Below are 24,329 nucleotides of genomic sequence, written 5' to 3' on the forward strand. Positions count from 1 at the left end.
CCCGGCCGTCCTTGTTTGAAGGTCTACGTCAGATCAGCCGTTTTGGGTAATGGGCGCGATCTGGATTTCGACGCGACGGTTCTGCGCACGGCCGGCTTCGCTGGCGTTGGTGGCGACCGGCTGGCTCGGGCCGAAGCCGACGGCAGACATGCGGCGCTGGTCGATGCCCTGGCTGCCGAGATAGCTGGCAACCGAATCGGCGCGGCGTTCGGACAGTTCCTGGTTATGCTGCAGGCTGCCGGTCGAATCCGTATGGCCGTTGACGTCGATCAGCGTGCGGTTGAACTTGCGAAGCACGATCGCGACCGAATTCAGCGTCGGATCGAATTCCGGCTTGATCGCATCCTGGTCGATGTCGAAGGTAATGGCCGACGGCATATTGAGGATGATGCGGTCGCCGACGCGCGTTACGGAGACGCCAGTACCCTGCAACTGCGCGCGCAGCTCGGATTCCTGCTGGTCCATGTAATTGCCGATGCCGGCACCCGCAAGCGCACCGACGCCGGCGCCGATCAGCGCAGCATTGCGGCGCGATGCCGGCGAGTGGCCGATGAGAAGACCGGCAACCGCACCAACGCCGGCACCGATCGCGGCGCCTCCCGCCGTGTTGGATACTTTCTGCTCTCCCGTATAGGGATCGGTTGTCGTACATGCATTGAGAAAGGCTGCCGAGACGGCAAGGATGGCAAATTTCTTGATCATAGAATCGTCGCTCTCCGGTTCGATGGTCCGCAGCAGATATGAAGCATTGCGGCAATATGATGAAATATAATTTTCGTCCACCCGCGGCCGGGCTGCCCGGCCACTATTCTGGAGCGTTTTCTTCCAAACTAACCAGTTCAAGGAGATTGGATCCGCTCCGCCGATCTATTCCCCTTGAAATCCAGGCTTCCGCCGTCAGAGGTTTTGGAAGAGTTGTCTCACCGTATCGTAGCTGGCATTGGCAATCGACAATGATTGCAATCCCAGTTGCTGCTGCGTCTGCAGCGCCAATACCCTGCTTGATTGCCTCTCCATGTCGGCATCGACCAGCTTGCCGACGCCACTCGTCAGCGAATCGCTGAGATTGCTGGCAAATTGGTTTTGCAGACTGACGCGCGTTTCCAACGAGCCGAAGGCCGATCCTATCGTGTTCAGTTGGTGCAGCATGGCGGTGACGGTGTTGACCATGTCGGTCACGGCGCCCTGTGTCGTATTGGCGTCGAGCGAGATTTCCACCTGCCCGCTGGTATCGCCATTTTTACTGCCGATCAGCACATAGTTCTCGGCTGCCCCCGCTTCCGTTGCAAAAGCCGTGGAGGTGAGCACGCCATAGCCGCCCGTGCCGCTTGACTGATCGTCGATCAGATATCGTGCATCCGTCGATACGATGGGGCCGCTGGTCGAGCCGACACCCTCATAGTTCAGCATGCCGATCGAAACCGTGCCATCGGTGTGGCGGATGAGGGAGCCCGGGATCTCGTGTGGCTCGGTCGGATCGTCACCGTTCTGCAGCACGACCCAGTTGACGCCGTTGAAGCTCGTCGACTCGCCGACGCTGCGAAGCTGGTCCTTAAGTTCGGAGATTTCGTCGTTGAGCTTGGTCTTATCGACACTGCCCTCATAGCCAGTCACCAGCTTCGATCGGATCTGAGTGACGATATCGATTGCGCTGGTGATGCCCGTGGAGGCGGTGCTGACCGTGGCAGCAGCAAGCCCCAGCGCATCCTGCACGGCCGAGACGGCGCCAATATCGGTGCGCGTCAATGTCGAGATCGTCCAGTAAGTGGCGTTGTCCTTAGCGGTCTGCACACGCAGACCGGATGACATCTGACGCTGTGCGACATTCAGATCCGCCTGTGTGTTTCGAAGGACTTCAAGGGCTGTTTTGACAGGGGAACTTACCCTTATGAAGGTCGAAAAAATACTCACGACACAGGACTCCGGACGCAACGATACACAACAGATACATGAAGACATTGGAACCATGCCGCGGGCGCTCATGCGCGCGGGCCAACCGAAGTCGGCGAAGGTGGAGTCCGGCAAAAAAACAGCGCCTGAAACTCGAGCGGTTACAGGCGCTATGATTAGCAATCATGCTTAAGAAAGCGATAATGGAAACTGGCAATTTACCATAAATCGCCCTCGATCAGAAAATCGTTATCGCGTTCAGGTTGCGATCATTCCGCCGCCCGGAGCCTGGCCGCCTTCGCACGCAATGCCGCTTCCTACATCTCTTCATGCAGCCGCCGCTCCGTTGAACAACAAGCCGCAGGAACTGCGAGACAGTCCCTTGAAAGGCTAACAACCCAAGAAATGTGCACTTTTTGTTCTATTTCCCGGCCGTTTCTTTTGCCTTTCAGGGCAGAATCATTACATTGAGCCGCATGACCATCGGACATGACGACATTCCCTTCTTTGACGAGGAGCCGGAGCACGCGGCGCCGCGTCGGCCTGCCCCTGCCCCCAGCGCCGGTGGCGGTATTGCGGCCCGCGCCATGGCGGCGCGCGACAGCGGCCGCCGCCCTGACTATCTCGCTGGCCTCAATCCGGAACAGGCGGAAGCGGTCGAGACGCTGGATGGGCCCGTGCTGGTGCTCGCCGGCGCCGGCACCGGCAAGACGCGGGTGCTGACGACCCGCATCGCCCATATCCTTTCCACCAACCGTGCCTTCCCCTCTCAGATCCTCGCCGTTACCTTCACCAACAAGGCCGCGCGCGAGATGAAGGAGCGTATCGCCCTCCTCGTCGGCGGCGCGGTCGAAGGCATGCCCTGGCTCGGCACTTTCCATTCGATAGGCGTCAAGCTGCTGCGCCGTCATTCCGAGCTGGTCGGCCTCTCCTCGAGCTTCACCATTCTCGACACTGACGATGTCGTGCGCCTGATCAAGCAATTGATCCAGGCGGAGGGGCTGGACGACAAGCGTTGGCCCGCCAAGCAATTTGCCGGGATGATCGACACCTGGAAGAACAAGGGCCTTGGCCCGGCCGATATTCCGGAAGGCGATGCGCGCGCCTTTGCCAATGGCAAGGGACGCGACCTCTATACCGCGTATCAGGCCCGCTTGAAGACGCTGAACGCCTGCGACTTCGGCGACCTTTTGCTGCATCCGATCAATATGTTCCGTCAGAATCCTGATATATTGAAGGATTATCACCAGCGGTTCCGCTACATCCTCGTCGACGAATATCAGGACACCAACACCGCTCAATATATGTGGCTGCGTTTACTGGCGCAGCGGCAAAAGGGCGAGCTGCAGAATGTCTGCTGCGTCGGTGACGACGACCAGTCGATCTACGGCTGGCGCGGCGCTGAGGTGGACAACATCCTGCGTTTCGAAAAGGATTTTCCCGGCGCCAAGGTCATCAAACTGGAGCGCAATTACCGCTCTACCGAGCATATTCTCGGCGCGGCCGCACATCTCATCGCCCATAATGAGGGCCGACTTGGCAAGACACTATTCACTGACCGCTCCGATCCCGACGACATCAAGGTGCAGGTGCACGCCTCCTGGGATTCCGAGGAGGAAGCCCGCGCGATCGGCGAGGAGATCGAGCAGCTTCAGCGCAACAAGCACAATCTCAACGACATGGCGATCCTCGTGCGCGCCTCATTCCAGATGCGTGAATTCGAAGACCGCTTCGTTACGCTCGGCCTGAACTACCGCGTCGTTGGCGGCCCTCGCTTCTACGAACGCCTCGAAATCCGCGATGCCATGGCCTATTTCCGCCTCGTCTGCCAGCCGGCCGACGACCTCGCCTTCGAACGCATCATCAATACGCCGAAGCGCGGCCTCGGCGACACCACCGTGCGCGCGCTGCACGATTACGCCCGTGTCCGCGACATTCCGATGCTGGCGGCAGCGGCCGATATCATCGAAACGGACGAAATGAAGCCGAAGGCGCGCAAGGCGCTGTTCGACGTCGTGCAATCCTTCCGCCGCTGGCAGGGACTGCTTGAAAACACCCCGCATACCGAGCTTGCCGAGCAGATTCTCGAAGAGTCCGGCTATACCGACATGTGGAAGAATGACAAATCGGCGGAAGCACCCGGACGGCTGGAAAACCTGAAGGAACTCATCCGCTCGATGGAAAGCTTCGAATCCATGCGCGGCTTCCTCGAACACGTAGCCCTCGTCATGGACGCCGAGCAGAACGAGGATCTGGACGCAGTCTCGATCATGACGCTGCACTCCGCCAAGGGCTTGGAATTCGACACCGTCTTCCTGCCTGGCTGGGAGGAAGGCCTGTTTCCACACCAGCGCTCGCTCGACGAAAGCGGCCGCGCCGGCCTGGAGGAAGAACGCCGCCTCGCCTATGTCGGCCTCACCCGCGCCAAGCGCCGCTGCCACATTTGGTTCGTCTCCAACCGCCGCATCCACGGCCTCTGGCAATCGACCATCCCTTCCCGCTTTCTCGACGAACTGCCGGAAACCCATGTCGAAGTGGCCGAGATGGAGCAATCTTACGGCGGTTACGGCCGCGGCGGCTATGGCCAGTCGCGCTTCGACAAGGCCGACCCTTTCGCCAACTCCTATTCCACTCCCGGCTGGAAACGCGCCCAGGCCAACAAGACCGACGCCACCCGCGACAATTGGGGCTCCCGCTCCGGCCACGCCGTCGAACGCATCGGCTACGGCGAAAGCGGCCCCAAAACCCGCACCATCGACGGCGAACTCGTCGCCAAATCCACCTCCACCGAACCCTCTAAATTTGCGATCGGCGACCGCGTCTTCCACATAAAGTTTGGGAACGGCAATGTTTCCGAGATCGAAGGGAACAAGCTGACGATCGATTTCGATCGGGCTGGGCAGAAAAGGGTGCTGGATGGGTTTGTGGAGAGGGTTTGACGGTTGCGGTGGGCATCTGCCGCATCGATCATCTGCTTTGCCAACGCAATGCCCTTTGCCCCGGAGCTAGGGCACATGCTCCATCATGATTTGCGTGTGCAGCATCGGCGCTTCGCTTCCGAAGTAAGTCTTCAGTAGCGGCAGAAAATCGTCCGATAGATAAAAATCCGTGAGCGCGCGGTCGACCACTAGGCGGAAGTCGGCATCGTCGCGCCTCAGGGCGATTGCATATGGTTCATGCGTGAACAGGCGATCGCCGACTTCAAGCAAGGACGGATCGTGCGCGCGCTGGGCCAAGCTCATGAGTAGCACCCGATCGGCAAAATAGGCGTCGATCTTATGTTCCTCCAGCGCCTTAAGTCCGTCTTCGTGCGTGTCGAAATCGGCGATCCGGGTTTTCGACGTCTCGATGCTGCGCGCCTCGCGCAATATTGCGTCCGTCGTGGTGTTTGCGCGCACGCCGATGACGCTGGTGGATGGAGCACGCTGGCTAACGGAACGAACGGCGGGCGTGTCGAGAAAAAGCGCGTGCAGATAGTCGGGCGAATCCTTGCGCAGCAGGGCGCTCGCTCCGGTCAGGAAGATCGGCTGTGAGAAATCGACAAGTTTCCGCCTCTCCAGATTGACGGTGATAGCCCCACAAAGCAGGTCGATCTGACCGTTCTTGACAGCGTCGAAACCATTGGCCAGCGTCATTTCTACATATTCGCGCTTCAACTGCGGAACCGCATGCTCGATTTCGTCCGCGACCTTCCCGCAGAGGTCGATGGCATATCCCGTCGGTTTTTCATTCGGCTTGCTGGATGAAAACGGTGCCTCGTCGGCGATGTAGCCGATGCGCAGGGTTGTATGCTGGTGAAGCGTGTCGAGCGTCCCGGCGCTCGCTCCGCAGATCGAAAAGAAAACGGCAAGGCCCGTCAGCAGCAACCGTCTCATGCGCTTGGCCAGACCTGTATGCGGGGCAACGGCACCAGCATTATCCTCGTCTCCGAAAAACGGATGATCGCAAGGGCTGAAAAGCAGATTATGGCTTCGCGTTCATTTGTCAATCGCGGACACCTCGGCGACGCTGGTTGGCAAGACACCTCAGTTTCCTGAGATTCACCAGGTATCTTCAATGTCCGGCACGTCACCGCGACCCGTCAGCAATCTCAACAGCGTGCGTTGCCACATGCCGCCCCAATTGTCCGGTGCACTTCAAGCATTCCCTGGCCCCCAAGCCACAAGCCCGCATAGCCCCTCGAAAACCATCGCGCTCCACCTTATATTCAGTCTGAGCATTAAAAGCTTGATCCAACGCGCAACGCTTGGCATCGTGCAGTGCAACAGAGATGAAGGACAAGCCATGAAAGCGCTGCTGCTGATCGATATCCAGAATGGCTTCTGCCCCGGCGGCAATCTGCCGGTGCCGGATGGGGATCAGGTGGCGCCTGTCGCCAACAGGCTGATCGACAGTGGCAAATACGATCTGGTTCTTGCCTCCCAGGATTGGCATCCCCCCGGCCACGGCAGCTTCGCTTCCGCCCATCCCGGCAAGAAGCCCTTCGAAATGGGCATGCTCTCCGGCAAGCCGCAGATGATGTGGCCGGATCATTGCGTGCAGAATACCGAAGACGCCATGCTTCACCCTGAACTGAACCTCGACGGTATCGATTTCATCCAGCAGAAGGGTCAGAATCCGACTGTCGACAGCTATTCCGCCTTCCGCGACAATGATCATGCAGCCCTTACCGGTCTTGCCGAGCATTTGCGCGCCGAGGGTATTACCCAACTCGACCTCTGCGGGCTGGCGACGGATTACTGCGTGAAATTCTCGGCTCTGGACGCCGTGGAGATGCTGCCGGGTGTAAAGGTCCGCTTCATCGAGGACGCCAGCCGCGGCATCGATCCGAACGGCGTCGAGGCCGCGATCAACGAAATGCGGGCGCGTGGCGTCGCCATTATCGACAGCAAAGAAGCGCTTGCCTAAAATTCCTCCTATCAGGCTAAACCTTCCCTAAAGAAAATAGCGCAAGCTGTTCCCGGTATTGAAGATATTGGGACATTTCGCGTGCAGTCGATCACCATCAACGGCCGTTTCCTCAGCCAGCCTTTGTCGGGCGTGCAACGTTTCGCCCGCGAACTGACGCTGGCGCTAGACCGCAAGATCGCCGCAGGCGCCGTGCCAGCGGCCTTGAAGGGCATCAACTGGCGGCTGGCCGTGCCGCGCGATACGCCGGTTGATATCGGCCTCTCGGCCATATCGGTCAATGCCTTCAGCTCCGGTCCGGGCCATGTCTGGGAACAGACGGCGCTGCTTGCCCATTCCCGCGGCGGCCGGCTGATCGGCTTCGGCGGCAGCGGTCCCCTATTGCATCGCCGCCAGGCCGTGGTCATCCATGACGTGACGATCTTCCGTCATCCCCAATCCTTCAAGCGCAGCTATCGCCTGCTGCACGGCGCGCTCGGCTCGGTGCTGACCCGCACCGCGAAGATCGGCACCGTATCGGAATTCTCGCGCAAGGAACTGGCCTCCGTCTTCCATGTCCCCTCCGACAATATCGACGTCGTCTACAACGCCGTCGATCATTTCGCCGCCATCGAGCCGGATGAGACGATCATTGAGCGCCTGGACCTCAAAACGAACGGATTCTTCCTGCTGGTCGGCACGATGAAGCCGAACAAGAACCTCGATTTCGCCATCCGGGCTTTCGAAGCTCTGGGCGATCCCGATCAAAAGCTGGTGGTCGTCGGCGGCACCGCGCCGACAGTGTTCAAGTCGGATGGTCCCGAATCAAACGATCACATGCTCTTTCCCGGCCGGCTGAGCGATGCGGAAGTTGCCGCTCTCGAACGTCACGCCACCGCTTTCGTCTTCCCGAGCCTCTACGAAGGTTTCGGCATTCCGCCCCTGGAAGCGATGACGCAGGGCTGCCCGGTGCTCGCCGCCGATATCCCCGCGGTACGCGAAGCCTCCGGCACCGCCGCGATCTATTTCGATCCAACAAGGCAGGATGAATTGGTTGCCGCCATGCGCCGGATTGCCGGCGATGAAACATTGCGCGCGGACCTGCGCCAAAGGGGCCGCGAGAATGTCGCCCGTTTCTCCTGGGACCGCAGCGCCGATCGGGTGCTGACCATGCTGGAAGATCTCTGATCTAAAGCGCGTCGCGATCTTTCAGATTCGCTTCTTGCGCTTTAGCCCTCGATTTTGCGCGTGTCGTTATCGCAAAACCGCAGCGCACTTTTGCGCGACATGCTTTAGGATATAGCCTGCCGGCGGATCATCTTGACGAAATAACTGTAGAGACCCAGCAGACAGAAGGCCGCGCCGCCGGCCATTCCTGTGCCGACCGATATCCAGAGCGAATAGTCGAATCCGGCCGTCGCCAGCACCGGCACCGTAAGCCCGGCAGCGGAGAGCACCACCGGCTGCCATACGAAATCGAAGGGCAGCGCCATCAGCACTTTCACGCCGATCACCATCGCGATCAGCGCCCCGACCATGGCTCCGGCCATCAGCGCGCCGTCGCTGAAGGAAGCGAGATAGCCGCCCGCCAAAGCTCCTGCATTGAGCAGGGCGCAATCTACGACCGCCAGCAAAAAGATCGCCAGCAGCCGATGGCGCAGATGCGCCGGCGTCGGCAGCATGTTGAGCGTCAAGGCACGGCAGACCGACAGGCCGGTGACGAACGGCGCCGCACTCAAAAAGCCATCGCGCAGGCCCTGAGCGATGACGAAATGGCCGACCGGTTGCAGCAGCGCAAAAATCCCTGCCGCCGTCATCAAGGTGAAACCCGTGAGCAGCGAATAATAGCCGCCGAGCTGCCGCCGGAATGCTGCGGTGGCGCCCTCGCGGTCATATGTTGCGACCACATCGGGATATTGAATGGCCTGAAGAGCCGAGACAATCAGCACGAAAGGCCGCTGCAGCAGGTCGAGTGCCAGTAGCGCGCCCGCGGCCCCGCCTGCCCCCAATGCCGCCGTCAGGATCGATTTCAACCCAAGCGGTGCCAAAAGCCCGATGACCGAGGCACCCGCCGCGACGCTGCCATAGATAAAATGCTTTCGCACCAGCGGCAGTTGGAGACCGGCGGCCTCCCGCAGGCTGTTGCGGGTCAGGAACATTGCCAGCGCACTATAGGCGACGTAACCGGCAAGCAGACCGGCGACCGTATACGCGAAGCTCGGCATCATCGCCGCGCCGCCCAGCGTGCCGACCGCCAGAATGGTGGCCCGCGAACCCTGCAGCCGCGAGAAGGCGCGGAACTCCTGGCGGAAGCGCAGCATCGTCAGATGCAGATCGCTGCCTCCCTGAAAAATCGCCACCAGACCGCCAAGCACCGCGATCTCCTTCGGCACGGCGAAGAAGGTCGACGCAACCGCGGCCAGAATGCAGATCACGGAGCAGGCGGCGAATTCGACGCTCAATGCCGTACGCTCCGCTGCCTCGCTGCCTGGCACCTGCCCCGGATAGAAGCGGCTGCACGCAAAGCGCACCCATTCGAAGCAGAAGATCGCCGCGAACTGGCTGATGGAGATGAACAGCGAATAGGCCGCATAATCCGCCGGCGACAGCAGATGCGCGACCGCGATCAGCAGCCCGAAAGCCACCGCCGCCTGATAGAAATATGCAGCCAATGCTATGATCTTTGCCATGGCGGCAGCTAACAGCAAAAAGCTGAGAAAAGCGCTAATTCGGACCGAGCAATTCTGTACGTAAATCGAGCCTATCGCGATGCACTTTGCTATCAGACTGCATCAAAACCAGCGACAGCATCTTCGCAGGCGCGTCGGGAGACGCTTCCGGCCGTGCCAGGGCGGTGTATGAGACTAGCTCCGGTTCAAGCCACGCTGACCAAAACTGGTCCTACCCGTCGTAGGATTGTTCGGAGCAACATAGGCGACCGGTGCTGGTCGTCCATTTTGATCCGTGTCTTCGGGATCGGGCGACATCCAATGTGAGAGGCATCCACTAGGAGCGAATAGAAGCAGGGCAGAATAGACCACTCCAATGCCGCGATACAGTATATTGAATATCTTCTCTATCGACCCATCATGCATAAAAATCGAGACAGCGGTCGTGACAAGAAAAATCAAAACAAACGCCAGAAAGACACGGAGCGGCGGCACTCCTATGTCGCGCATTCTTGCCGACTGGATACTCAAATCCATCCAGATAAACGGAGCAAGGAAGAGTCCGAAGGGCAGCAATGCCCAGGGACTAAGGATCGTTGGTTTGCCGTTGCCGGTGAAAGCCATAACGTCGAGCAGGAGAGCAAGTAAGATACCAGCCAGGCAACCGACGCCAAAATGCCACCAAAAATACTGCCGTCTCCCCAAGGTTCCCCGGAAGCCGAAAAGAATATCAATCACGCGATCCCCCACGAAGCGTTGACCGACGGCAATACAGCACGGAGATCCTTCGCCTCCCTGAAAGATACTTCTCAAATTTTAGCGGACGAACGCCCTCCGGATTGCAACAGACCAATCTCGTTGAATTGCTTTTTTGCACTGCACACGTTAGAAGACCCCGCAATTTTAGGGATGGAAGCAGGCGACGTGGGAAGGCGTTGTCAGCGGAGGAGCGCCATTATGGAAACCATCACCACGATTGCCACCCTGCGTGTGCAGCTCGGCGAACATCGCAAGGCTGGCAAAAGCATCGGCCTGGTGCCGACCATGGGTTATCTGCACGCCGGCCACATGGAACTAATTGCCCGCGCCAGGGCGGAAAACGATATCGTTGTCGTGTCGATCTTCGTCAATCCGCTGCAATTCGGCGCCAACGAGGACCTTGCGAAGTATCCGCGCGATCTCGAGCGCGACAGCGCCATGCTGCACGATGGCAAGGTTGATATCCTCTTCGCGCCCGGTGTCGCCGACATGTATCCGCGGCCGATGGAGACGCTCGTCGACGTGCCGAAGCTCGCGATGGAGCTGGAGGGCGCGGTTCGCCCCGGCCATTTCTCTGGTGTTGCCACCGTCGTCACCAAGCTTTTCAACATCGTCCAGCCCGACAGCGCCTATTTCGGCGAAAAAGACTATCAGCAGGTGGCGATCATCCGCCGCATGGTGGACGATCTGGCCCAGCCCGTTCGCGTCGTGCCGGTGCCGACCGTACGCGATGCCGATGGCCTGGCGCTGTCGTCGCGCAATGTCTACCTCTCGAAAGAAGAACGCGCCGCCGCAATCATCGTACCGAAGGCACTGGCCGAAGCCGAACGGCTCTATGCAGAGGGCGCCGACGATCCCGCCACTTTCGAGGCGGCACTGCGCGCATTCATCGCCAACGAGCCGCTGGCAACGCCCGAAGTCGCCGCTGTTCGCCATCCCGACACCTTGGAGCCGCTGACGAAACTGCAGGGCCAGCCTATCCTCGTCGCCCTTTTTGTCCGCATCGGCACCACCCGCCTGCTCGACAACCGCGTCATTGGCCTCAAGCAGGCCACCAATAACAAGGCCGCCTGAGATGAGCACGATCGGACAAATCAAACGCACCACGCCCGCCCAGATCGAGGCGATGAAGGGCACGCGCCCGATCGTCAGCCTGACGGCCTATACGACGCCGATCGCCCGCCTGCTCGATCCGCATTGCGACCTGCTTCTGGTCGGCGACTCCCTCGGCATGGTGCTCTACGGTATGGAATCGACGGTTGGCGTGACGCTGGAAATGATGATCGCCCATGGCCAAGGCGTCATGCGCGGTGCCCAAAAGGCCTGCGTCATCGTCGACCTGCCCTTCGGCTCCTATCAGGAATCGAAGGAACAGGCCTTCCGCAATGCGGCCCGCATTTTGAAAGAAACTGGCTGTAACGGCGTCAAGCTGGAGGGCGGCGAGGAGATGGCCGAGACCGTCGCATTCCTGACCAATCGCGGCGTCCCGGTCTTCGGACATGTCGGCCTGATGCCGCAAAAGATCAACACGAGTGGCGGCTATCGCTCGCTCGGCCGCTCTGACAAGGAAGCGGAAAAGATCCGGCACGACGCCAGGGTGATCACCGAAGCCGGTGCTTTCGCGCTTCTCATAGAGGGCACGGTCGAACCGCTCGCCCGCGAAATTACCGCCTCGATCAGCATCCCGACCATCGGCATCGGCGCCTCGCCAGCCTGCGATGGCCAGATCCTCGTCTCCGACGATATGTTTGGCCTCTTCAGCGACTTCAAGCCTCGCTTCGTAAAGCATTTTGCGGAGCTGGCGCCAGTGGTTTCAAAGGCGGCGGAAGCCTATGCGGAAGAGGTGAAGGCACGGACATTCCCGGGGCAGGAACATACATTCCAAGTGAAAAAGTAGCGGACGATGGTTTGCTGCGAATGACTGAAGGTAAAGCGCTTGATTGCGCCGATGTCGCTTAGCGCTTCGCCTGACGTGAATGGTTTTCCGCTTCCCTCTCCAGCAGATAGATCGCCTCGCCAAAATCCTCCATCTTGGTCATCAGCGCCGCATGGGCGTCGCGCAGGCCCTGATTGTAGAAATGCGGACCGATTTCCGTGGCGAAGAAATCCAGCAGGAATTCTGCCGGCAATGCGCCGATCGTCTGGTCGAGCTCATCGGCGAAATATTGCTGAAGGCGGGCGACGATCGCGGCTTTTTCCTCTTTCGGGAAGGTAATCTTTTTCATTCATTGCGCTCCGGCGTTTTAGAAGCAAATCCAATCGGCTAGTTCAAAGAAATCAATTGTCCCATCAAGGAAATTGAATTGCCGAGGCTCCCCCCGCAGCTTACAGCTCGAAAAGTTTTCCATAAAGGACAAAGCGGGCGATGGGTCGCGCGGATTTTTTTGAGGGGTTGAAGGGTGGTATTCCCATCGGCCTTGCTGCGGCGCCGTTCGGCGCGTTGTTCGGGGCCTTGGCGCGCGATCAGGGCATGTCGCTCGGTGAACTCACCCTGATGAGCGGCACCGTCTATGCCGGCGCCAGCCAGATGGTGGGCATTGAGCTATTCGGCCACAATGTCCAGGCGTGGCTGATCGTTCTGTCGATCCTGGCGGTCAATTTCCGCCATGTGCTCTACTCGGCCGCGATCGCCCGTTACATCAGGCGTTTCTCGCCAATTGAAAAATTCTTAACTTTCTTCCTGCTGGTCGATCCGCAATTTGCCGAAACGATCAAGCGCGCCGAGAGCGGCAAGCCGGTCACCTTTGCCTGGTACTTCGGTTTCGCAGCGATGATCTACGTTCCCTGGGTGGTGATCAGCCTCATCGGCGGCATGCTTGGCAGCCTCGTCGGCGATCCCAAGACGATCGGCCTCGATATTTTGCTGCCGATCTATTTCCTCGGCATCGTCATCGGTTTCCGCAAACGCGACAATTTCCTGCCCGTGGTGATTGCAAGCACCGCCGCCTCGGCCATCGCCTATCGCTATGTCGGTTCGCCCTGGCACGTCAGCATCGGCGCCTTTGCCGGCGTGGCCCTAGCAGCCATGCTTCCGCCGGTCCGGTCGAACCGCAAGCCCGACCTCGCGACTGAAAATCACGAGGTTTGACCATGACCGATTTCGATCCGCATATGGTTCTGCTGATCCTCGCCGCCGCCGTCGTGACCTACCTCACACGCATCGGCGGCTACATCCTCATTACCAAGATGACCCGCATTCCTCCGCGCGTCGAGGCGGCGTTAAATGCAGTGCCGGCCGCCGTCCTCACCACGCTTGTTGCACCAGCCTTCTTCATCGGCGGCTGGGATACGAAGGTGGCGATGGCAGCGGCGCTCGTGGTGGGCTTGCGCTTCTCGCCGACGTTCATGCTGATCGCCGGCTGGATCGTCGTGATGATTTGGAGACATCTCGCCGGCGTCTAGCACCGACAAATGCGATGCCTGCCCTGCCCTTGACGGGCGGAATAGGCCACCCCTCAGTGACTTAGAGCCAAAGTCGCTTTCTCCAGCCAGACGCGGATATCCTTGTCATGGATCAGCGGCATCAGCGCTTCACGGGTTCTGGCGTGATAGTCGTTCAGCCAGTGCAATTCATCGCGAGTCAGCAGTTCCGGCAGAACGAGGCTGCGGTCGATCGGGCAGAAGGTCAGCGTTTCAAAGCCGAGCATCGGCATGTCACCGCCCTCGATCTCCTCGGAATCGCGAATATAGATAAGGTTTTCGATGCGGATGCCGAAATGGCCGGGACGGTAGTAACCGGGCTCGTTTGACAGGATCATGCCGGGCAGCAGCTCCTGCGTCGATAGCCGCGAGATACGCTGCGGTCCCTCGTGCACGGAAAGATACGAGCCGACGCCATGGCCGGTACCGTGAGCGAAATCCACGCCCGCCTTCCAGAGAGCAATGCGCGCCAGCGGATCGAGATCGCAGCCGCGCGAGCCTTTGGGGAAGCGCGCCGTGCTGATGGCGATCATACCTTTCAACACCAGCGTAAACAGACGCTTCTGCTCCTCGGAAACGGTACCGATGCCCACCGTACGGGTGATGTCGGTTGTGCCATTGATATATTGCGCGCCGGAATCAATCAGAAACAGCTCGCCGGCCTGGATCAGCCGATCGCTAGCCGTCGTAACGCGATAATGCATGATCGCCGCGTGTTCGCCCGCACCGGCAATAGTGTCGAAGGAGATATCCTTCAGCGGGTTCTGCATGCTCTGGCCGACGCGCGCACGGCTTGCCTCCAGCCGCTCGGCGGCGGCGATTTCCGTCACCGTGCCGGGCTTGCTATTGTCCAGCCAATAAAGGAATTCCACCATGGCGGCCCCGTCCTGCAGATGAGCAGCGGCCGAGCCGTTGATTTCCGCGGAATTCTTGCGCGCTCGCGGCAGCCGGGCCGGATCGGTGCCTTCCACCACCTCGCCGCCCTCACGGCGGATGATGTCGGTCAGCGCATAGGAGGCGAGATCGGGATCGACGAGAATGCGGCGGCCATTAGCAGAGGCGGCAGCCAGATGCTCGACGAGATCGGCCGGCGGCAATTGTTTGCAGATCTGCGCTAGATAGGCCTCTGCCTCGACCTTAGTCTTGCGCTTGTCGAGGAAAAGCTCCGCTTCACCCTCGGCATAGATGATGGCGCGGGCCAAAGGGTGCGGCGTATGCGGCACGTCGTTGCCGCGAATATTGAAGATCCAGGCGACCGAAGACGGATCGGTGATAAGCGCCGCCTTGAGATTCTTGGCCTTCAGATCGGCCGCAATGGCCGTCAGCTTGTCTTTGGCAAGGACACCAGCCTGCGCGATATCCTGGATAATGACGCCGCCGAGCGGCTCGGCCGGCCGGTCGCTCCAAAGCTTGTCGAGCGGATTATGCGGCAGGAAGACAAGCTTGCCTCCTATCCCCGCCAGCGCCTTTTCCAGCCGCCGAACCTCCGCGCCGGTGTGCAGCCACGGATCGACGCCGAGCCGGAAACCCTTCGGCGCGTTGCGGGGCAGCCAGACATGCGGCGGCTCGTCCACCAGATCGCCGCCGGTGAAGACCGATCTGTCCACCTGCTCGGCAAGCTGCGTCACATAGCGGCCGTCGACGAAAACCACGGCCTGTGACTGTGTCACCAGCGCAACACCCGCCGAGCCAGTGAAGCCCGTCAGCCAGGCCAGACGCTCTGAACATCTGGGCACATACTCACCCTGATACTCATCGGCACGGGGTACGAGGAAGCCGTCAATACCAAGATCGCTGAAGGCGGCCCGCAGACCGGTGACGCGCTCGCGGCCGAATTGCGGGGTGGAGGTGACGTCGAAAGACTGGAACATGGCTTAATCCGAAATTGATCGAGAATCCGCGAAACTGAGTGGTGCCAGCATGTTAGAGCATGATCCCAGGAAGTGCGAAACGATTTTCGGGCCAGATCGCGTGCTGTTGAACAGGCAGAAACTCCCGACTGATGGACACTCAAACAAGGGAAGTCGTGCGTTAACGAATCCGCCCATTTCGTGAGCAAAGCGAATAGATTGTGACATCATCGCGACGAGCAATATGCAGAGACTGCATAGCTCCCATGAAGGACCCCCACTGCCGCGCGAAAGGGCGAGTCATTATATGGAGCGCATCAAACGGGGTTCACGAGGAACCCACTCAAACAAGGACTATGAAAATGCCAATCTCTCGCTCCGTATATGTTAGCCCGGCGCTGGCAGGCGAGCGTCGCACCGTACGCCACTCCATCGGCGCGCTTCGTCAGCTCGAAGTCGAAACGTCGAAGGCAATCGGCGCAAACCGTGGCGGTCGCCACTAACAGTTATAAGACTACGCGTTCGTATTTGGATCGCGGTCCGGAACTCCTCCTCCCTACTCGGATCGAGACCAGAACGGTAGAGCCTGCTTGAGCACTCCTCCACACGCTCGCGGGCAAGATCGGTCAAATACCGATCTGCAAGGCGGTGCCTCGGCACCGCCTTTTGCATTTTAGCTCCACGGTAAGGTCCCACTCCCCGCGCGGGAATGGATTTGGGCAAGGGGCGAAGGATTCTAAGGCCGGTCGAGATGGATGGTGACCCAGCCGTTGCGCCAGATCGTGCGCACATGGCGCATCCTTGCCCCGTTGTAGGCGGCCAGTACCTTCCAGCGTTGCTCGGCAAGGATACCCGAAAGAATCACCGAACCGCCGGGCGCAAGATGGGCAACCAGTTGCGGCGCCATTCTGATCAGCGGCCGCGCGAGAATATTGGCGATGATCAGGTCGAAAGGCCCATGGCGGGAAAAGGCCGTGGAATGAAAGCCCGGCGCCGTCTCCAGCGCGATACCGGAGGCTATACCGTTGCGGCGAACGTTTTCGCGGGCAACACGAACCGCAACCGGATCAATATCGGTGGCGAGAACCGGAATATTGCGCAGCTTGCGCACGCCGATCGCCAGCACCCCGCTGCCCGTGCCGAGATCGAGCGCATTGCGCACCCGCCGGCTGGCGAGCACTTTTTCGATCGTCTCCAGACAGCCGGCTGTCGTGCCGTGATGCCCCGTACCAAAGGCCTGGCCGGCATCGATCTCGATGGCGATATCGCCTGACCCCACCTTGTCGCGATCATGCGAACCGTGCACTAGGAAGCGCCCTGCCCGAACCGGCTTAAGCCCCTCCAGCGACTTTGCGATCCAATCGACATCGGGAATGACTTCCCTTTCAATGACGAGTTCCGGAAACGCCGGCTTCAGCACGCTCGCAAAACGGGCGTGGACCTCTTCTTCGTCGTCTGCATAGAGATAGATCGAAGCTTCCCAAATATCCTTTTTCTCATCGATCTCGGTGGTGGCGATCGGCAATTCTTCGTCTTCGAATACCGGCGTCATCAGATCGAGAATCTGTTCGGCCTTTTTTTCGGTCGTCGTTACGTAAAGGCGGATTTCACTCAAGTCTTCGTTCTCTCTTGCTCTTATTCGGCCCAGTCGATCCACGGCGGCTTCGGCGTGTCATAGCCGGCCACACTATGAAGCAGTCCACGCCGCGCCGGTCCGAAACGCAGAAGCAGCGGCGCGAGCAGATTGCGTGCGGCAATCGCCAGCGGATTTTTCATAGTGATCAGGCGGGTCAGACCATAAGTCTGCTTCAGCACCTGTTTCACGGCTGGAATTCTGAGCGCCGAATACTCCTCTTCGCGGCCTTCCGCAATGAGCCAGGCAAGCCAGCAGGCATCCTCTATGCCGAGATTCATACCGCGAGCGCCAGCGGGCGAGTGAATATGGGCAGCATCGCCCGCCAGGAACACGTTACCCTTGGCCATCGGCTCGACATGGCGGAAATTGATACGGAATTGCGAGACCCAGGTCTTTTCGGCAACCGCCTCGGGATGAACGATGCGGCTTTCGAAATCCTCCAATGTCGAGATGTAGCGCAGCACATCGGCGGAGACGGGCAAACGCCCGACCATGCCGGGATCGCAAAGCGTGATCTCGGCGAAATGCGCATCCACCGGTCTCGCATACCGAAAATCGGCGAGATAGAAATAAGCCTCCAGCGCCTCGCCAGGAAAGCCCGCGCCAAGCGCCTTGCGAACGGCCGAATGCGCGCCGTCGGCACCAATCAGGATGTCGGGACGAACCGTCTCCGTGGCCCCATCCGCGTGCCGCAGCGTCACCTCCGGCTTCTGAAGATCGGCGATCTTTCCCGCCACGACCGCCGTTTGCCACTCCGGCGCAATGCCGTGCGCAGCCAGCGCCTCGATCAGCAACCGCTCGGTCACCCCTTGCGCCAGAGCATGAACCGCACCGAAACGACCCGGCAAGCGCCTGGTATCGACATCGGCAAGGATCTTGGCTCCAGAGCGGATACGGAAATGCGCAATGTGCTGCGCGGTCGCAAGGATGCGTTCGGTGAGGCCGGAGGGCGAAAGCAGTGTCAGCGTGCGGGCATTGATGCCGAGAGCCCGGCTCTCTTCCAGAGGCGCCGGCCCTTGGCCGTCATCGATGATGCGCGGGACGAAGCCGCGGCGGGCAAGCTCCAGGGCCGCAGTCAGGCCGACCGGACCTGCGCCCGCAATCAGGACGGATCTGGATTTCCTGTCTCCCCCGGCTCCGTCCGCCATCGGCGCTCCTACCCTTTCTTGATCAGGTTCTGCAGCTTCTTGACGGCTATATCCGCGTTTTCGTTATAGGAGATCGTGCCTGCAAAGCGGCCGGCGGAATCGAGCAGGAAGACCGAAGCGGTATGATCCATGGTATAATCGCCATTTGGATCTTTCGCGTCGAGCGGCACTTTCTTGGCAAAGACCCTGAAGCCCTTGACCATGTCCATCACCTTGTCGGCGTCACCCGAGATGCCGGTGATGCGGGTCGAGACGTTGGACACATACTGGTTCATGATCGCCGGCGTATCGCGCTCTGGATCAACGGTCACGAAATAGGCGTTGAGCTTCGTCCCATCCGGATCGACCTGCTTCATCCAACCATCCAGCTCGAACAAGGTTGTCGGGCAGACATCGGGGCAATGCGTATAGCCGAAGAAAAGCGCCGTCGGCTTTCCGCGAAACGCCTGATCGCTGATCGATTGACCATTCTGCGCAACCAGCGTGAACGGCACCCCGTACGGCCCCTCACCCGCAGCTTCCGGGGACTTGGTGATGCCAAAGCTCAACCAGCCCAAAAGCCCGGCCACAATCACCACGGCTACCCAGACAACAATCCGCATCGTCTTCATCGCTGTTTTCCTCACCACGCCATCCGCGGCTCGATATGTGGGACGCGCAGGCGATCATTTCGAGGGTTTAGCGGGTTGAAGTGGAGGACGCAATTCAACAAGATGTTTTCGGGCGTTCGGAGATCAAGGCCTCACGGCCTTACAGTTCTGTATCGGCGCAAAGATGCAGAATCCACCCTGCCGTTAAACCAATTCTAACCACTCCGCGCCAACATCGAAAAAGAGGCGAAGTCCGACTCGCCAGCCGCCGGATACGCGGCAAACCGATCTTCTTTTAGAAGGGCATGACGCCCGCCGGAGCAGCCAAGCGTTTTTTAAGCGCCAAAGCCACCGGATGCTGCCGCAGCCTTCAGCCGCTCCAGCCGATCCCTTTTCAATCGCTACCGCCGCCTGCCGCCGGCGCAAAACGGGAAGTTCTCAACCATGACGAATGCCATCAAACAATCGGGCGCCTATCTGGAGATCGTCTCCTTCCACCTCGGCGATCAGGAATTCTGCATTGACATCATGGCCATCCGCGAAATCCGCGGCTGGGCGCCGGTGACGCCGATGCCACACACGCCACCCTATGTACTTGGCCTGATCAACTTGCGTGGCGCAGTGATCCCGGTCATCGACATGGCCTGCCGCCTCGGCATGAAGATGACGGAACCGTCAGAACGCTCCGCCATCATCGTCACCGATATCGCCGGCAAGCTCGTCGGCCTGCTCGTCGAACAGGTCTCCGACATGATGAGCATCAAGAGCGAAGATCTGCAGCCGGCGCCGGAAATCATTCCGGAAATGCAGCGCGCCTTCTGCCGCGGCATCGTCGCGCTGGAAAAGACCATGGTCTGCTTCCTGAACCTCGACACGGTGATTGCCGACGAGCTGGCCCAGGCCGCTTAATTTCCAGACAAAACCGCAAAAGAAAATCGCCCTGGAGCAAAAGCTTCAGGGCGATTGTGTTTGTGGGACCGTCGTCGGCAGGGGTGTTGCCGGTGCGCCGGTCGCGCAGGCCGTGAACAGATGGAAGTGGCACTTCCACGTTCGCCCTAGAACTGCACCAAAACGGCGCAATCCGAAAGCGACCGAGACGTCCTCAGTGACCAAAGAGCAGGACTTTTTTTGGTACAAACCCCTTGACGGTTGTTTATGCGGTATCCCGGTAATCTTACTAGCCGTGAACTTTCAACAGCTTGCTCATTCCGTCGCCGCGCGAAACGCTGAGCTTATCGATATTTCAGTGATTCTTGGGATGCCGAATGGGCATCACTAAGAAAGCTCGCCCGATGCAAACCGGTCTCTCCCTGGCAGCCCTATACCACATGAAAACGGGATGCTTTAGGGTTTGCCGTTCTTCCAGGTGACATTCTGGCCGAACAGCGGAATGGTCGAGATCGCCATTTTCGCCGACCCGTTGGTCAATTCGCGCGAATGGACGAGATAGATCAGCGTGTCGTTCTTCTTGTCGTAGATCCGGTCGACCACTAGCTTCTTCCAGATCAGCGACAAGCCGGCGCGAAAGACCTCCTCGCCGCCCTCCGACAGGCTGATGTTGCCGATCTCGATCGGCCCCGTCTGGCGGCAGGCGATGGAGTTGTTGGAAGGATCCTCAAACCAATTGCCCTTCCTCAGCCGGTCGATGACGCTGCGGTCGAAATAGGTGACGTGGCAGGTGACGCCGGACACTTCCGGATCCGGCACGGCATCGACCAGAATGTCATTGCCGGTCCAATCCACCCCAACCTTGCCGACAATTTCAGCCGAAGCGGAAACGGGCGCCAGAGCCAGGAACGACGCGGCAATAGCGGCATGCAATTTCAGTGACGTCATCGAACATCCTCCAACATCGCCGCCGGTCGAACCGCGGCCCCGCTAAGGTAAGGTGGCGGTCTGTGGATGCAAGGGACGCCGGGCGCCATAGAAGCGCCTGTTGTTCCTCATTTTTCTTTCAACACGACCTCGCCGGTCTCCAGAAGCGATTTGAGGTTGGAGAGAATCTTCGGCCAACCGCCGGAAACGGCGCCGATGAACTTGGCGTTTTCCAGTTCCATCGTATGGGTGACGGTGAACTTGACCGAATCCCCCATGGGCTCGATGTCCATCACGCATAGCGACCAGCCTTCGGCCTTCAATTCGGGCATGAATTCGTTTCGCCATTTGATGGCCAGTCGCTTCGGCGGATCGAAGGCCTCGATCTCGCCGGTGTCGGTGACCCGCCCGTCGGGGTAAGTCATCTTCCATGGCGAGCCGACCTTCCAATCGGTCTCATGCTGGATGTTGAACCAATATTTCTTGATGAACTCCGGCGTCGTCAGCGCCGTCCAGAGCTTGTCGGGCGTGGTGCGGATGTAGGTGACATAAACGAAGCTGCTTCCGGTCATGACATTTCTCCTCGCGTAAGGTGATTTGCTGCGCACGGTGATCTGGCGGCAACTATTGGCCGCCATCGCCCTCCAAAGCCTTCTTGAGAGCGGAAAGAGCGCTCAATTGGCGGCGCTCGAATTTGTTTATCCAACGTTCGGCGATGTGATTGATCGGAACGGGATTGATGAAATGCAGCTTCTCCCGGCCCTGCCGCTGTGCGGATACCAGGTTCGCCTCTTCCAGGATGGCAAGGTGTTTCGCCACCGCCTGGCGCGTCATCTCCAGCCCCTGGCAGAGTTCGCCGAGCGTCTGGCCGTTCTGCTCATATAGACGGTCCAGCAATTGCCGCCGGCTTGCGTCCGCCAGAGCTCGAAAAACCGCATCGTCGTTCATACCAAACACGGAACCATTTAGTTGCCTATTAATGATCTTATAGGCAACTATTTGGTTGCATGTCAAGTGACATGAGCGGAGGGTACGGCAGAAAGTCCGAGGAAGGGAAAACGTCGCGCGTCAGATGGCGATGGCGTATTGCTCCTGCTCCATGCGCAGATGATCGAGCATCCGCGCAATTCCCTCCTCCAGGCTGATGTGCGGTGCAAGCCCGTAGGAGCGCTGAAGGGCCGTATCGCCGCAGCGATAAAAAACGCCTTCAGGGCGATCGCAGAGGCCTTTTACGACAGGATTCCAGCCGATTTGCCGGGCGATGGTTTCCGCCAGCTCCATAAAGGAGGTAGCCCTGCCGGTCGAAAGGTTGAGGCTGGCGCCATCCGGCAATAATTCCTTGGTTTGCCAGATGAAATCGACGCAATCATCAATATGGATGAAGTCCCGGCATTGCCGGCCGGAACCCCAGACGAAAACTTCCGCAGCGCCTCTTTCGTCAAGCAGGCGCCGGCAGATGGCAGGGAACGGATAGGCAAGATCCTGATCCTCGCCGTAGCCGCTGAACGGCCGGTAAGCGACCGCGCGGCTGCCGTAACGCTCGACATAGAGCTTCATCAGATATTCGCCGGTCAGTTTCGCCCAACCATAGCTGAGATCGGGCACGCCGATGGCGGCCTCGAAGGAAATCATATCCTCCGAAAGCAGCCGATGGTTGGCGGCCGTCTGCAGCGAGACGGGATAAGCTGCGCTGGAGCTAAAGAACACGACACAGCCGGGTTTGGCGCGTGCCGCCCATTTCCACAATTCCGTATCCACCGCCAAATCCTCGGCAACGTCGAGCGAGCGCGCCTCCAGCGTCACGCGGCCGCCAACCAATGCGGCCAGGTGGAAAACATAGTCGAAGCGTTCCAGCGGACGGAAAAAGAAGGTCCGGCAATCCTCCTCGAAAAAGGTAAAGCGCGATCCGGGAAAGCGCTGCCAGAGATCGGGATGCCGTGCCCCAGTCCCTTCCACCAGTTGATCGACGCAGACGACATCCAACCCTTCGGCCAAAAGCCGCCTGATGAGATGCCTTCCGACAAAACCACAGCCTCCCGTTACCAAAGCCCGCGTCATGTGACTGATCCTTTTTTATTGAGCGAAGAAGCCGCTCCTGCCTGTATAAATATCGACCATGCGCCGTCCCCATTCCGCCTTGCTGGGCGCAATCCGCTGGCCAAGCGCACGCGCGCCTTCGCAAAGGCTCCGCATCAGCCGGTCGTCATCGGTGCTCGCCAAGCGTTCCGCCAGTGAACCGGCATCGCCGCTTTTGAAGACCAGCCCCGCGCCGTTCCGCTCTACCTCGGCGGCTATCAGCGCATTGCTGCTGACGATGACAGGAATGCCGGACATCAGCGCCTCGGCGGCTACTAGTCCATAGGGTTCGGGCATGCGGGAGGGCATGATGAAGACGCGCGCCTCACCCGCGAGCGCCGTCACCTCCTCGTCGGCCAGCCAGCCCGGAACCCAACAATGCGGCAATGCCCGTTGCATCTCATCGAGCAGCGGTCCGCGGCCAATCAGCGTCGCCGTTCGCCCGGTCTTGTTCAACGCGTCGGCGAGCGTTCGGACGCCCTTTTCCCAACACATCCGTCCCAAGAAGACGGTGCGGTGATTGCGCCAAGCCTCCACGGGCGTCGGCGTCAACGGCTCGGTCGGCGTGCGCAAGGTCAGAAAATGCTGCAGCGGCCCCGAGTGCAGATAGGCCTCCATGCTTTCATGCGCCAGTACGATGCCGACGCGGCTCCAGAACTCCTCGCCGACGCCGCGTTGTGTCAGCGTGCGGCGAAAGCGCCAGAGCTTGTGGAGATAGTTTCGCTTGTCGCAATTGGTCGCAAGACATGCTGCCGACAGCGGGCGGACATCGCAGACCGTTCCGCTCTGGAAATTGATCAACCCTCCGTTGGGACAACTCAGAAAGAAATCATGCGCTGTGATGATGACCTTGGCCTTGTGTTTGGCGAGCGCGTAGAAGATCGACGGCGAGAGAATCTGCGACCAGCCATGCACATGCACGACGGTCTCCTCGTCCGTTTCCTTCAACAGACCGTCCAACGCCTCGTAGGCCCGCTTGTTATAATGCTTTTCGAAGACGTCGGTGAACGTGGGGCCGTCGCGAAGGGGGCGTTCGCCAAGCGCAACCGTGCGGATGCCCGCAAAGCGCGGCTTCAGTCCTTCGCCGTCATCGCCGACCAGGATGGCGCAATTCAGCCCTGCTTGCCTGCTCGCATCGACGCATTGCAGCGCCACTTTAGTCGCACCGCCGCGAATGATTGAGACGTCATTGACAAGTATGAGACGCATGGAACCCGGCACTCACCCCACCCATATTGATTGGGACCGGACGAAAGGGATTCGCCTTTTACATCATGCCCCCGACGGTATTCAGCGGCCTGTTCCGTGGTTAGTTCAATTCATCCTTTGGTACTAAGGCGAGTGGCCGCACGGTATGCGCGAGTAAATTTAACAACGCGGTTGCTTTTGCTGGGGGAGTTGACTTCTGGAAAAAACCGCTGGAAGCTGCGCGCATGATCGCAAATCGCACAACCGTGATGCATATTCTCACCACCTCACCCCTTGCAGGGAGAGTGGGAGCAGCGTTGCGTTAAGCTGACTGCGATCCCTTTCAACCCTGCCGAGGCGAGCAGGGTTCGAAAGCTTTGCTCCCTCTTGAACCTCAAGGA

At 59.6% G+C, this 24,329-nt stretch carries 24 protein-coding genes; 9 read left to right on the forward strand and 15 right to left on the reverse strand.

Translation table 11 applies throughout. The features are described from left to right. Nucleotides 1-33 precede the first annotated feature (33 nt). Nucleotides 34-702 carry an OmpA family protein gene (locus N2601_RS09330; RefSeq protein WP_104825136.1) on the reverse strand — a complete coding sequence of 223 codons (669 nt, stop codon included), beginning with the start codon at nucleotides 700-702 and terminating at the stop codon, nucleotides 34-36. A 195-nt stretch (nucleotides 703-897) separates the two neighbouring features. After that, nucleotides 898-1,911, reverse strand: a complete 1,014-nt coding sequence (locus tag N2601_RS09335) for a flagellin N-terminal helical domain-containing protein (RefSeq protein WP_245463848.1) — start codon at nucleotides 1,909-1,911, stop codon at nucleotides 898-900. Between the two features lie 455 nt (nucleotides 1,912-2,366). On the opposite strand from N2601_RS09335, the gene N2601_RS09340 reads away from it, so the two are divergent. Further along, on the forward strand, nucleotides 2,367-4,829 hold the full coding sequence (locus tag N2601_RS09340) for an ATP-dependent helicase (protein WP_104825138.1): 2,463 nt from the start codon (nucleotides 2,367-2,369) through the stop codon (nucleotides 4,827-4,829). 66 nt (nucleotides 4,830-4,895) lie between these two features. Here N2601_RS09340 and N2601_RS09345 read toward each other — a convergent pair whose 3' ends face one another. Continuing rightward, nucleotides 4,896-5,765, reverse strand: a complete 870-nt coding sequence (locus tag N2601_RS09345; RefSeq protein WP_260303955.1) for an amino acid ABC transporter substrate-binding protein — start codon at nucleotides 5,763-5,765, stop codon at nucleotides 4,896-4,898. A gap of 409 nt (nucleotides 5,766-6,174) precedes the next feature. Here N2601_RS09345 and pncA point away from each other — a divergent pair, with 409 nt between their 5' ends. Together pncA and N2601_RS09355 are read left to right on the forward strand one after the other, a co-directional pair. Further along, complete coding sequence (gene pncA / locus N2601_RS09350) at nucleotides 6,175-6,798, forward strand: bifunctional nicotinamidase/pyrazinamidase (RefSeq protein ID WP_104823532.1); 624 nt, start codon at nucleotides 6,175-6,177, stop codon at nucleotides 6,796-6,798. 81 nt (nucleotides 6,799-6,879) lie between these two features. Beyond that, entirely contained in the window at nucleotides 6,880-7,965 is a 1,086-nt protein-coding gene (locus N2601_RS09355; protein WP_104823533.1) for a glycosyltransferase family 4 protein, read from the forward strand. Nucleotides 7,966-8,069: 104 nt separating this feature from the next. On the opposite strand, the gene N2601_RS09360 is transcribed toward N2601_RS09355, so the two are convergent. Both N2601_RS09360 and N2601_RS09365 read right to left on the reverse strand, forming a co-directional pair. Next, the gene (locus tag N2601_RS09360) at nucleotides 8,070-9,467 is read right to left on the reverse strand and encodes a hypothetical protein (RefSeq protein WP_104825139.1); all 1,398 of its coding nucleotides are present in this window, start codon (nucleotides 9,465-9,467) and stop codon (nucleotides 8,070-8,072) included. 174 nt (nucleotides 9,468-9,641) lie between these two features. Continuing rightward, nucleotides 9,642-10,184: a DUF805 domain-containing protein gene (locus tag N2601_RS09365; RefSeq protein WP_158704472.1), complete on the reverse strand. Its 543-nt coding sequence runs from the start codon at nucleotides 10,182-10,184 to the stop codon at nucleotides 9,642-9,644. Between the two features lie 219 nt (nucleotides 10,185-10,403). Here N2601_RS09365 and panC point away from each other — a divergent pair, with 219 nt between their 5' ends. Next, nucleotides 10,404-11,279, forward strand: a complete 876-nt coding sequence (gene panC, locus N2601_RS09370; RefSeq protein ID WP_104823535.1) for a pantoate--beta-alanine ligase — start codon at nucleotides 10,404-10,406, stop codon at nucleotides 11,277-11,279. 1 nt (nucleotide 11,280) lies between these two features. Continuing rightward, nucleotides 11,281-12,102 carry a 3-methyl-2-oxobutanoate hydroxymethyltransferase gene (gene panB / locus N2601_RS09375; RefSeq protein ID WP_104823536.1) on the forward strand — a complete coding sequence of 274 codons (822 nt, stop codon included), beginning with the start codon at nucleotides 11,281-11,283 and terminating at the stop codon, nucleotides 12,100-12,102. A gap of 58 nt (nucleotides 12,103-12,160) precedes the next feature. On the opposite strand, the gene N2601_RS09380 is transcribed toward panB, so the two are convergent. Beyond that, nucleotides 12,161-12,430 (reverse strand): DUF2164 domain-containing protein, encoded by a 270-nt coding sequence (locus tag N2601_RS09380; protein ID WP_104823537.1) that lies wholly within the window; start codon nucleotides 12,428-12,430, stop codon nucleotides 12,161-12,163. Between the two features lie 140 nt (nucleotides 12,431-12,570). Here N2601_RS09380 and N2601_RS09385 point away from each other — a divergent pair, with 140 nt between their 5' ends. Both N2601_RS09385 and N2601_RS09390 read left to right on the forward strand, forming a co-directional pair. Further along, nucleotides 12,571-13,293, forward strand: coding sequence for an AzlC family ABC transporter permease (locus N2601_RS09385; RefSeq protein ID WP_104823538.1), 723 nt, complete (start codon nucleotides 12,571-12,573; stop codon nucleotides 13,291-13,293). Between the two features lie 2 nt (nucleotides 13,294-13,295). Beyond that, nucleotides 13,296-13,607 carry an AzlD family protein gene (locus tag N2601_RS09390; RefSeq protein ID WP_104823539.1) on the forward strand — a complete coding sequence of 104 codons (312 nt, stop codon included), beginning with the start codon at nucleotides 13,296-13,298 and terminating at the stop codon, nucleotides 13,605-13,607. Nucleotides 13,608-13,660: 53 nt separating this feature from the next. Here the strand turns inward: N2601_RS09390 and N2601_RS09395 are convergent, their stop codons facing one another. After that, nucleotides 13,661-15,496, reverse strand: a complete 1,836-nt coding sequence (locus tag N2601_RS09395) for an aminopeptidase P family protein (protein WP_260303956.1) — start codon at nucleotides 15,494-15,496, stop codon at nucleotides 13,661-13,663. Nucleotides 15,497-15,837: 341 nt separating this feature from the next. On the opposite strand from N2601_RS09395, the gene N2601_RS09400 reads away from it, so the two are divergent. Further along, nucleotides 15,838-15,978 (forward strand): hypothetical protein, encoded by a 141-nt coding sequence (locus N2601_RS09400; protein ID WP_181316075.1) that lies wholly within the window; start codon nucleotides 15,838-15,840, stop codon nucleotides 15,976-15,978. Nucleotides 15,979-16,211: 233 nt separating this feature from the next. Here the strand turns inward: N2601_RS09400 and N2601_RS09405 are convergent, their stop codons facing one another. Genes N2601_RS09405 through N2601_RS09415 form a run of 3 tightly spaced genes read right to left on the reverse strand, consistent with a single transcriptional unit; the run spans nucleotide 16,212 to nucleotide 18,870 of the window. After that, on the reverse strand, nucleotides 16,212-17,090 hold the full coding sequence (locus N2601_RS09405; protein ID WP_104823541.1) for a 50S ribosomal protein L11 methyltransferase: 879 nt from the start codon (nucleotides 17,088-17,090) through the stop codon (nucleotides 16,212-16,214). A 20-nt stretch (nucleotides 17,091-17,110) separates the two neighbouring features. Then, a complete protein-coding gene (locus N2601_RS09410; RefSeq protein WP_104823542.1) occupies nucleotides 17,111-18,259 on the reverse strand; it encodes an FAD-dependent oxidoreductase in 1,149 nt (382 codons plus the stop codon). Nucleotides 18,260-18,267: 8 nt separating this feature from the next. Then, complete coding sequence (locus N2601_RS09415; protein ID WP_104823543.1) at nucleotides 18,268-18,870, reverse strand: SCO family protein; 603 nt, start codon at nucleotides 18,868-18,870, stop codon at nucleotides 18,268-18,270. Nucleotides 18,871-19,293: 423 nt separating this feature from the next. On the opposite strand from N2601_RS09415, the gene N2601_RS09420 reads away from it, so the two are divergent. After that, entirely contained in the window at nucleotides 19,294-19,758 is a 465-nt protein-coding gene (locus N2601_RS09420; RefSeq protein ID WP_104823544.1) for a chemotaxis protein CheW, read from the forward strand. Nucleotides 19,759-20,193: 435 nt separating this feature from the next. Here N2601_RS09420 and N2601_RS09425 read toward each other — a convergent pair whose 3' ends face one another. The 5 genes from N2601_RS09425 to N2601_RS09445 form a co-directional block, all read right to left on the reverse strand. Further along, entirely contained in the window at nucleotides 20,194-20,685 is a 492-nt protein-coding gene (locus N2601_RS09425) for a CreA family protein (RefSeq protein ID WP_104823545.1), read from the reverse strand. 107 nt (nucleotides 20,686-20,792) lie between these two features. Next, on the reverse strand, nucleotides 20,793-21,236 hold the full coding sequence (locus tag N2601_RS09430; RefSeq protein WP_104823546.1) for an SRPBCC family protein: 444 nt from the start codon (nucleotides 21,234-21,236) through the stop codon (nucleotides 20,793-20,795). A gap of 52 nt (nucleotides 21,237-21,288) precedes the next feature. Beyond that, nucleotides 21,289-21,612 carry an ArsR/SmtB family transcription factor gene (locus N2601_RS09435; RefSeq protein ID WP_104823547.1) on the reverse strand — a complete coding sequence of 108 codons (324 nt, stop codon included), beginning with the start codon at nucleotides 21,610-21,612 and terminating at the stop codon, nucleotides 21,289-21,291. A gap of 120 nt (nucleotides 21,613-21,732) precedes the next feature. Then, entirely contained in the window at nucleotides 21,733-22,722 is a 990-nt protein-coding gene (locus N2601_RS09440) for an NAD-dependent epimerase/dehydratase family protein (protein ID WP_104823548.1), read from the reverse strand. Between the two features lie 15 nt (nucleotides 22,723-22,737). Next, on the reverse strand, nucleotides 22,738-23,949 hold the full coding sequence (locus N2601_RS09445) for a glycosyltransferase family 4 protein (RefSeq protein WP_104823549.1): 1,212 nt from the start codon (nucleotides 23,947-23,949) through the stop codon (nucleotides 22,738-22,740). Between the last annotated feature and the right edge of the window lie 380 nt (nucleotides 23,950-24,329).

It is taken from the genome of Rhizobium sp. CB3060, assembly GCF_025200735.1.
GTDB lineage: Bacteria > Pseudomonadota > Alphaproteobacteria > Rhizobiales > Rhizobiaceae > Rhizobium.

Coding starts and splice junctions, on each gene's coding strand:
- N2601_RS09445 (WP_104823549.1), bottom strand. CDS start 23,949: ATGCGTCTCATACTTGTCAATGACGTCTCAATCATTCGCGGCGGTGCG.
- N2601_RS09390 (WP_104823539.1), top strand. CDS start 13,296: ATGACCGATTTCGATCCGCATATGGTTCTGCTGATCCTCGCCGCCGCC.
- N2601_RS09385 (WP_104823538.1), top strand. CDS start 12,571: ATGGGTCGCGCGGATTTTTTTGAGGGGTTGAAGGGTGGTATTCCCATC.
- pncA (WP_104823532.1), top strand. CDS start 6,175: ATGAAAGCGCTGCTGCTGATCGATATCCAGAATGGCTTCTGCCCCGGC.
- N2601_RS09400 (WP_181316075.1), top strand. CDS start 15,838: ATGCCAATCTCTCGCTCCGTATATGTTAGCCCGGCGCTGGCAGGCGAG.
- N2601_RS09440 (WP_104823548.1), bottom strand. CDS start 22,722: ATGACGCGGGCTTTGGTAACGGGAGGCTGTGGTTTTGTCGGAAGGCAT.
- N2601_RS09410 (WP_104823542.1), bottom strand. CDS start 18,259: ATGGCGGACGGAGCCGGGGGAGACAGGAAATCCAGATCCGTCCTGATT.
- N2601_RS09360 (WP_104825139.1), bottom strand. CDS start 9,467: ATGGCAAAGATCATAGCATTGGCTGCATATTTCTATCAGGCGGCGGTG.
- N2601_RS09415 (WP_104823543.1), bottom strand. CDS start 18,870: ATGAAGACGATGCGGATTGTTGTCTGGGTAGCCGTGGTGATTGTGGCC.
- N2601_RS09380 (WP_104823537.1), bottom strand. CDS start 12,430: ATGAAAAAGATTACCTTCCCGAAAGAGGAAAAAGCCGCGATCGTCGCC.
- N2601_RS09395 (WP_260303956.1), bottom strand. CDS start 15,496: ATGTTCCAGTCTTTCGACGTCACCTCCACCCCGCAATTCGGCCGCGAG.
- N2601_RS09330 (WP_104825136.1), bottom strand. CDS start 702: ATGATCAAGAAATTTGCCATCCTTGCCGTCTCGGCAGCCTTTCTCAAT.
- N2601_RS09340 (WP_104825138.1), top strand. CDS start 2,367: ATGACCATCGGACATGACGACATTCCCTTCTTTGACGAGGAGCCGGAG.
- N2601_RS09345 (WP_260303955.1), bottom strand. CDS start 5,765: ATGAGACGGTTGCTGCTGACGGGCCTTGCCGTTTTCTTTTCGATCTGC.
- panC (WP_104823535.1), top strand. CDS start 10,404: ATGGAAACCATCACCACGATTGCCACCCTGCGTGTGCAGCTCGGCGAA.
- N2601_RS09425 (WP_104823545.1), bottom strand. CDS start 20,685: ATGACGTCACTGAAATTGCATGCCGCTATTGCCGCGTCGTTCCTGGCT.
- N2601_RS09435 (WP_104823547.1), bottom strand. CDS start 21,612: ATGAACGACGATGCGGTTTTTCGAGCTCTGGCGGACGCAAGCCGGCGG.
- panB (WP_104823536.1), top strand. CDS start 11,281: ATGAGCACGATCGGACAAATCAAACGCACCACGCCCGCCCAGATCGAG.
- N2601_RS09430 (WP_104823546.1), bottom strand. CDS start 21,236: ATGACCGGAAGCAGCTTCGTTTATGTCACCTACATCCGCACCACGCCC.
- N2601_RS09420 (WP_104823544.1), top strand. CDS start 19,294: ATGACGAATGCCATCAAACAATCGGGCGCCTATCTGGAGATCGTCTCC.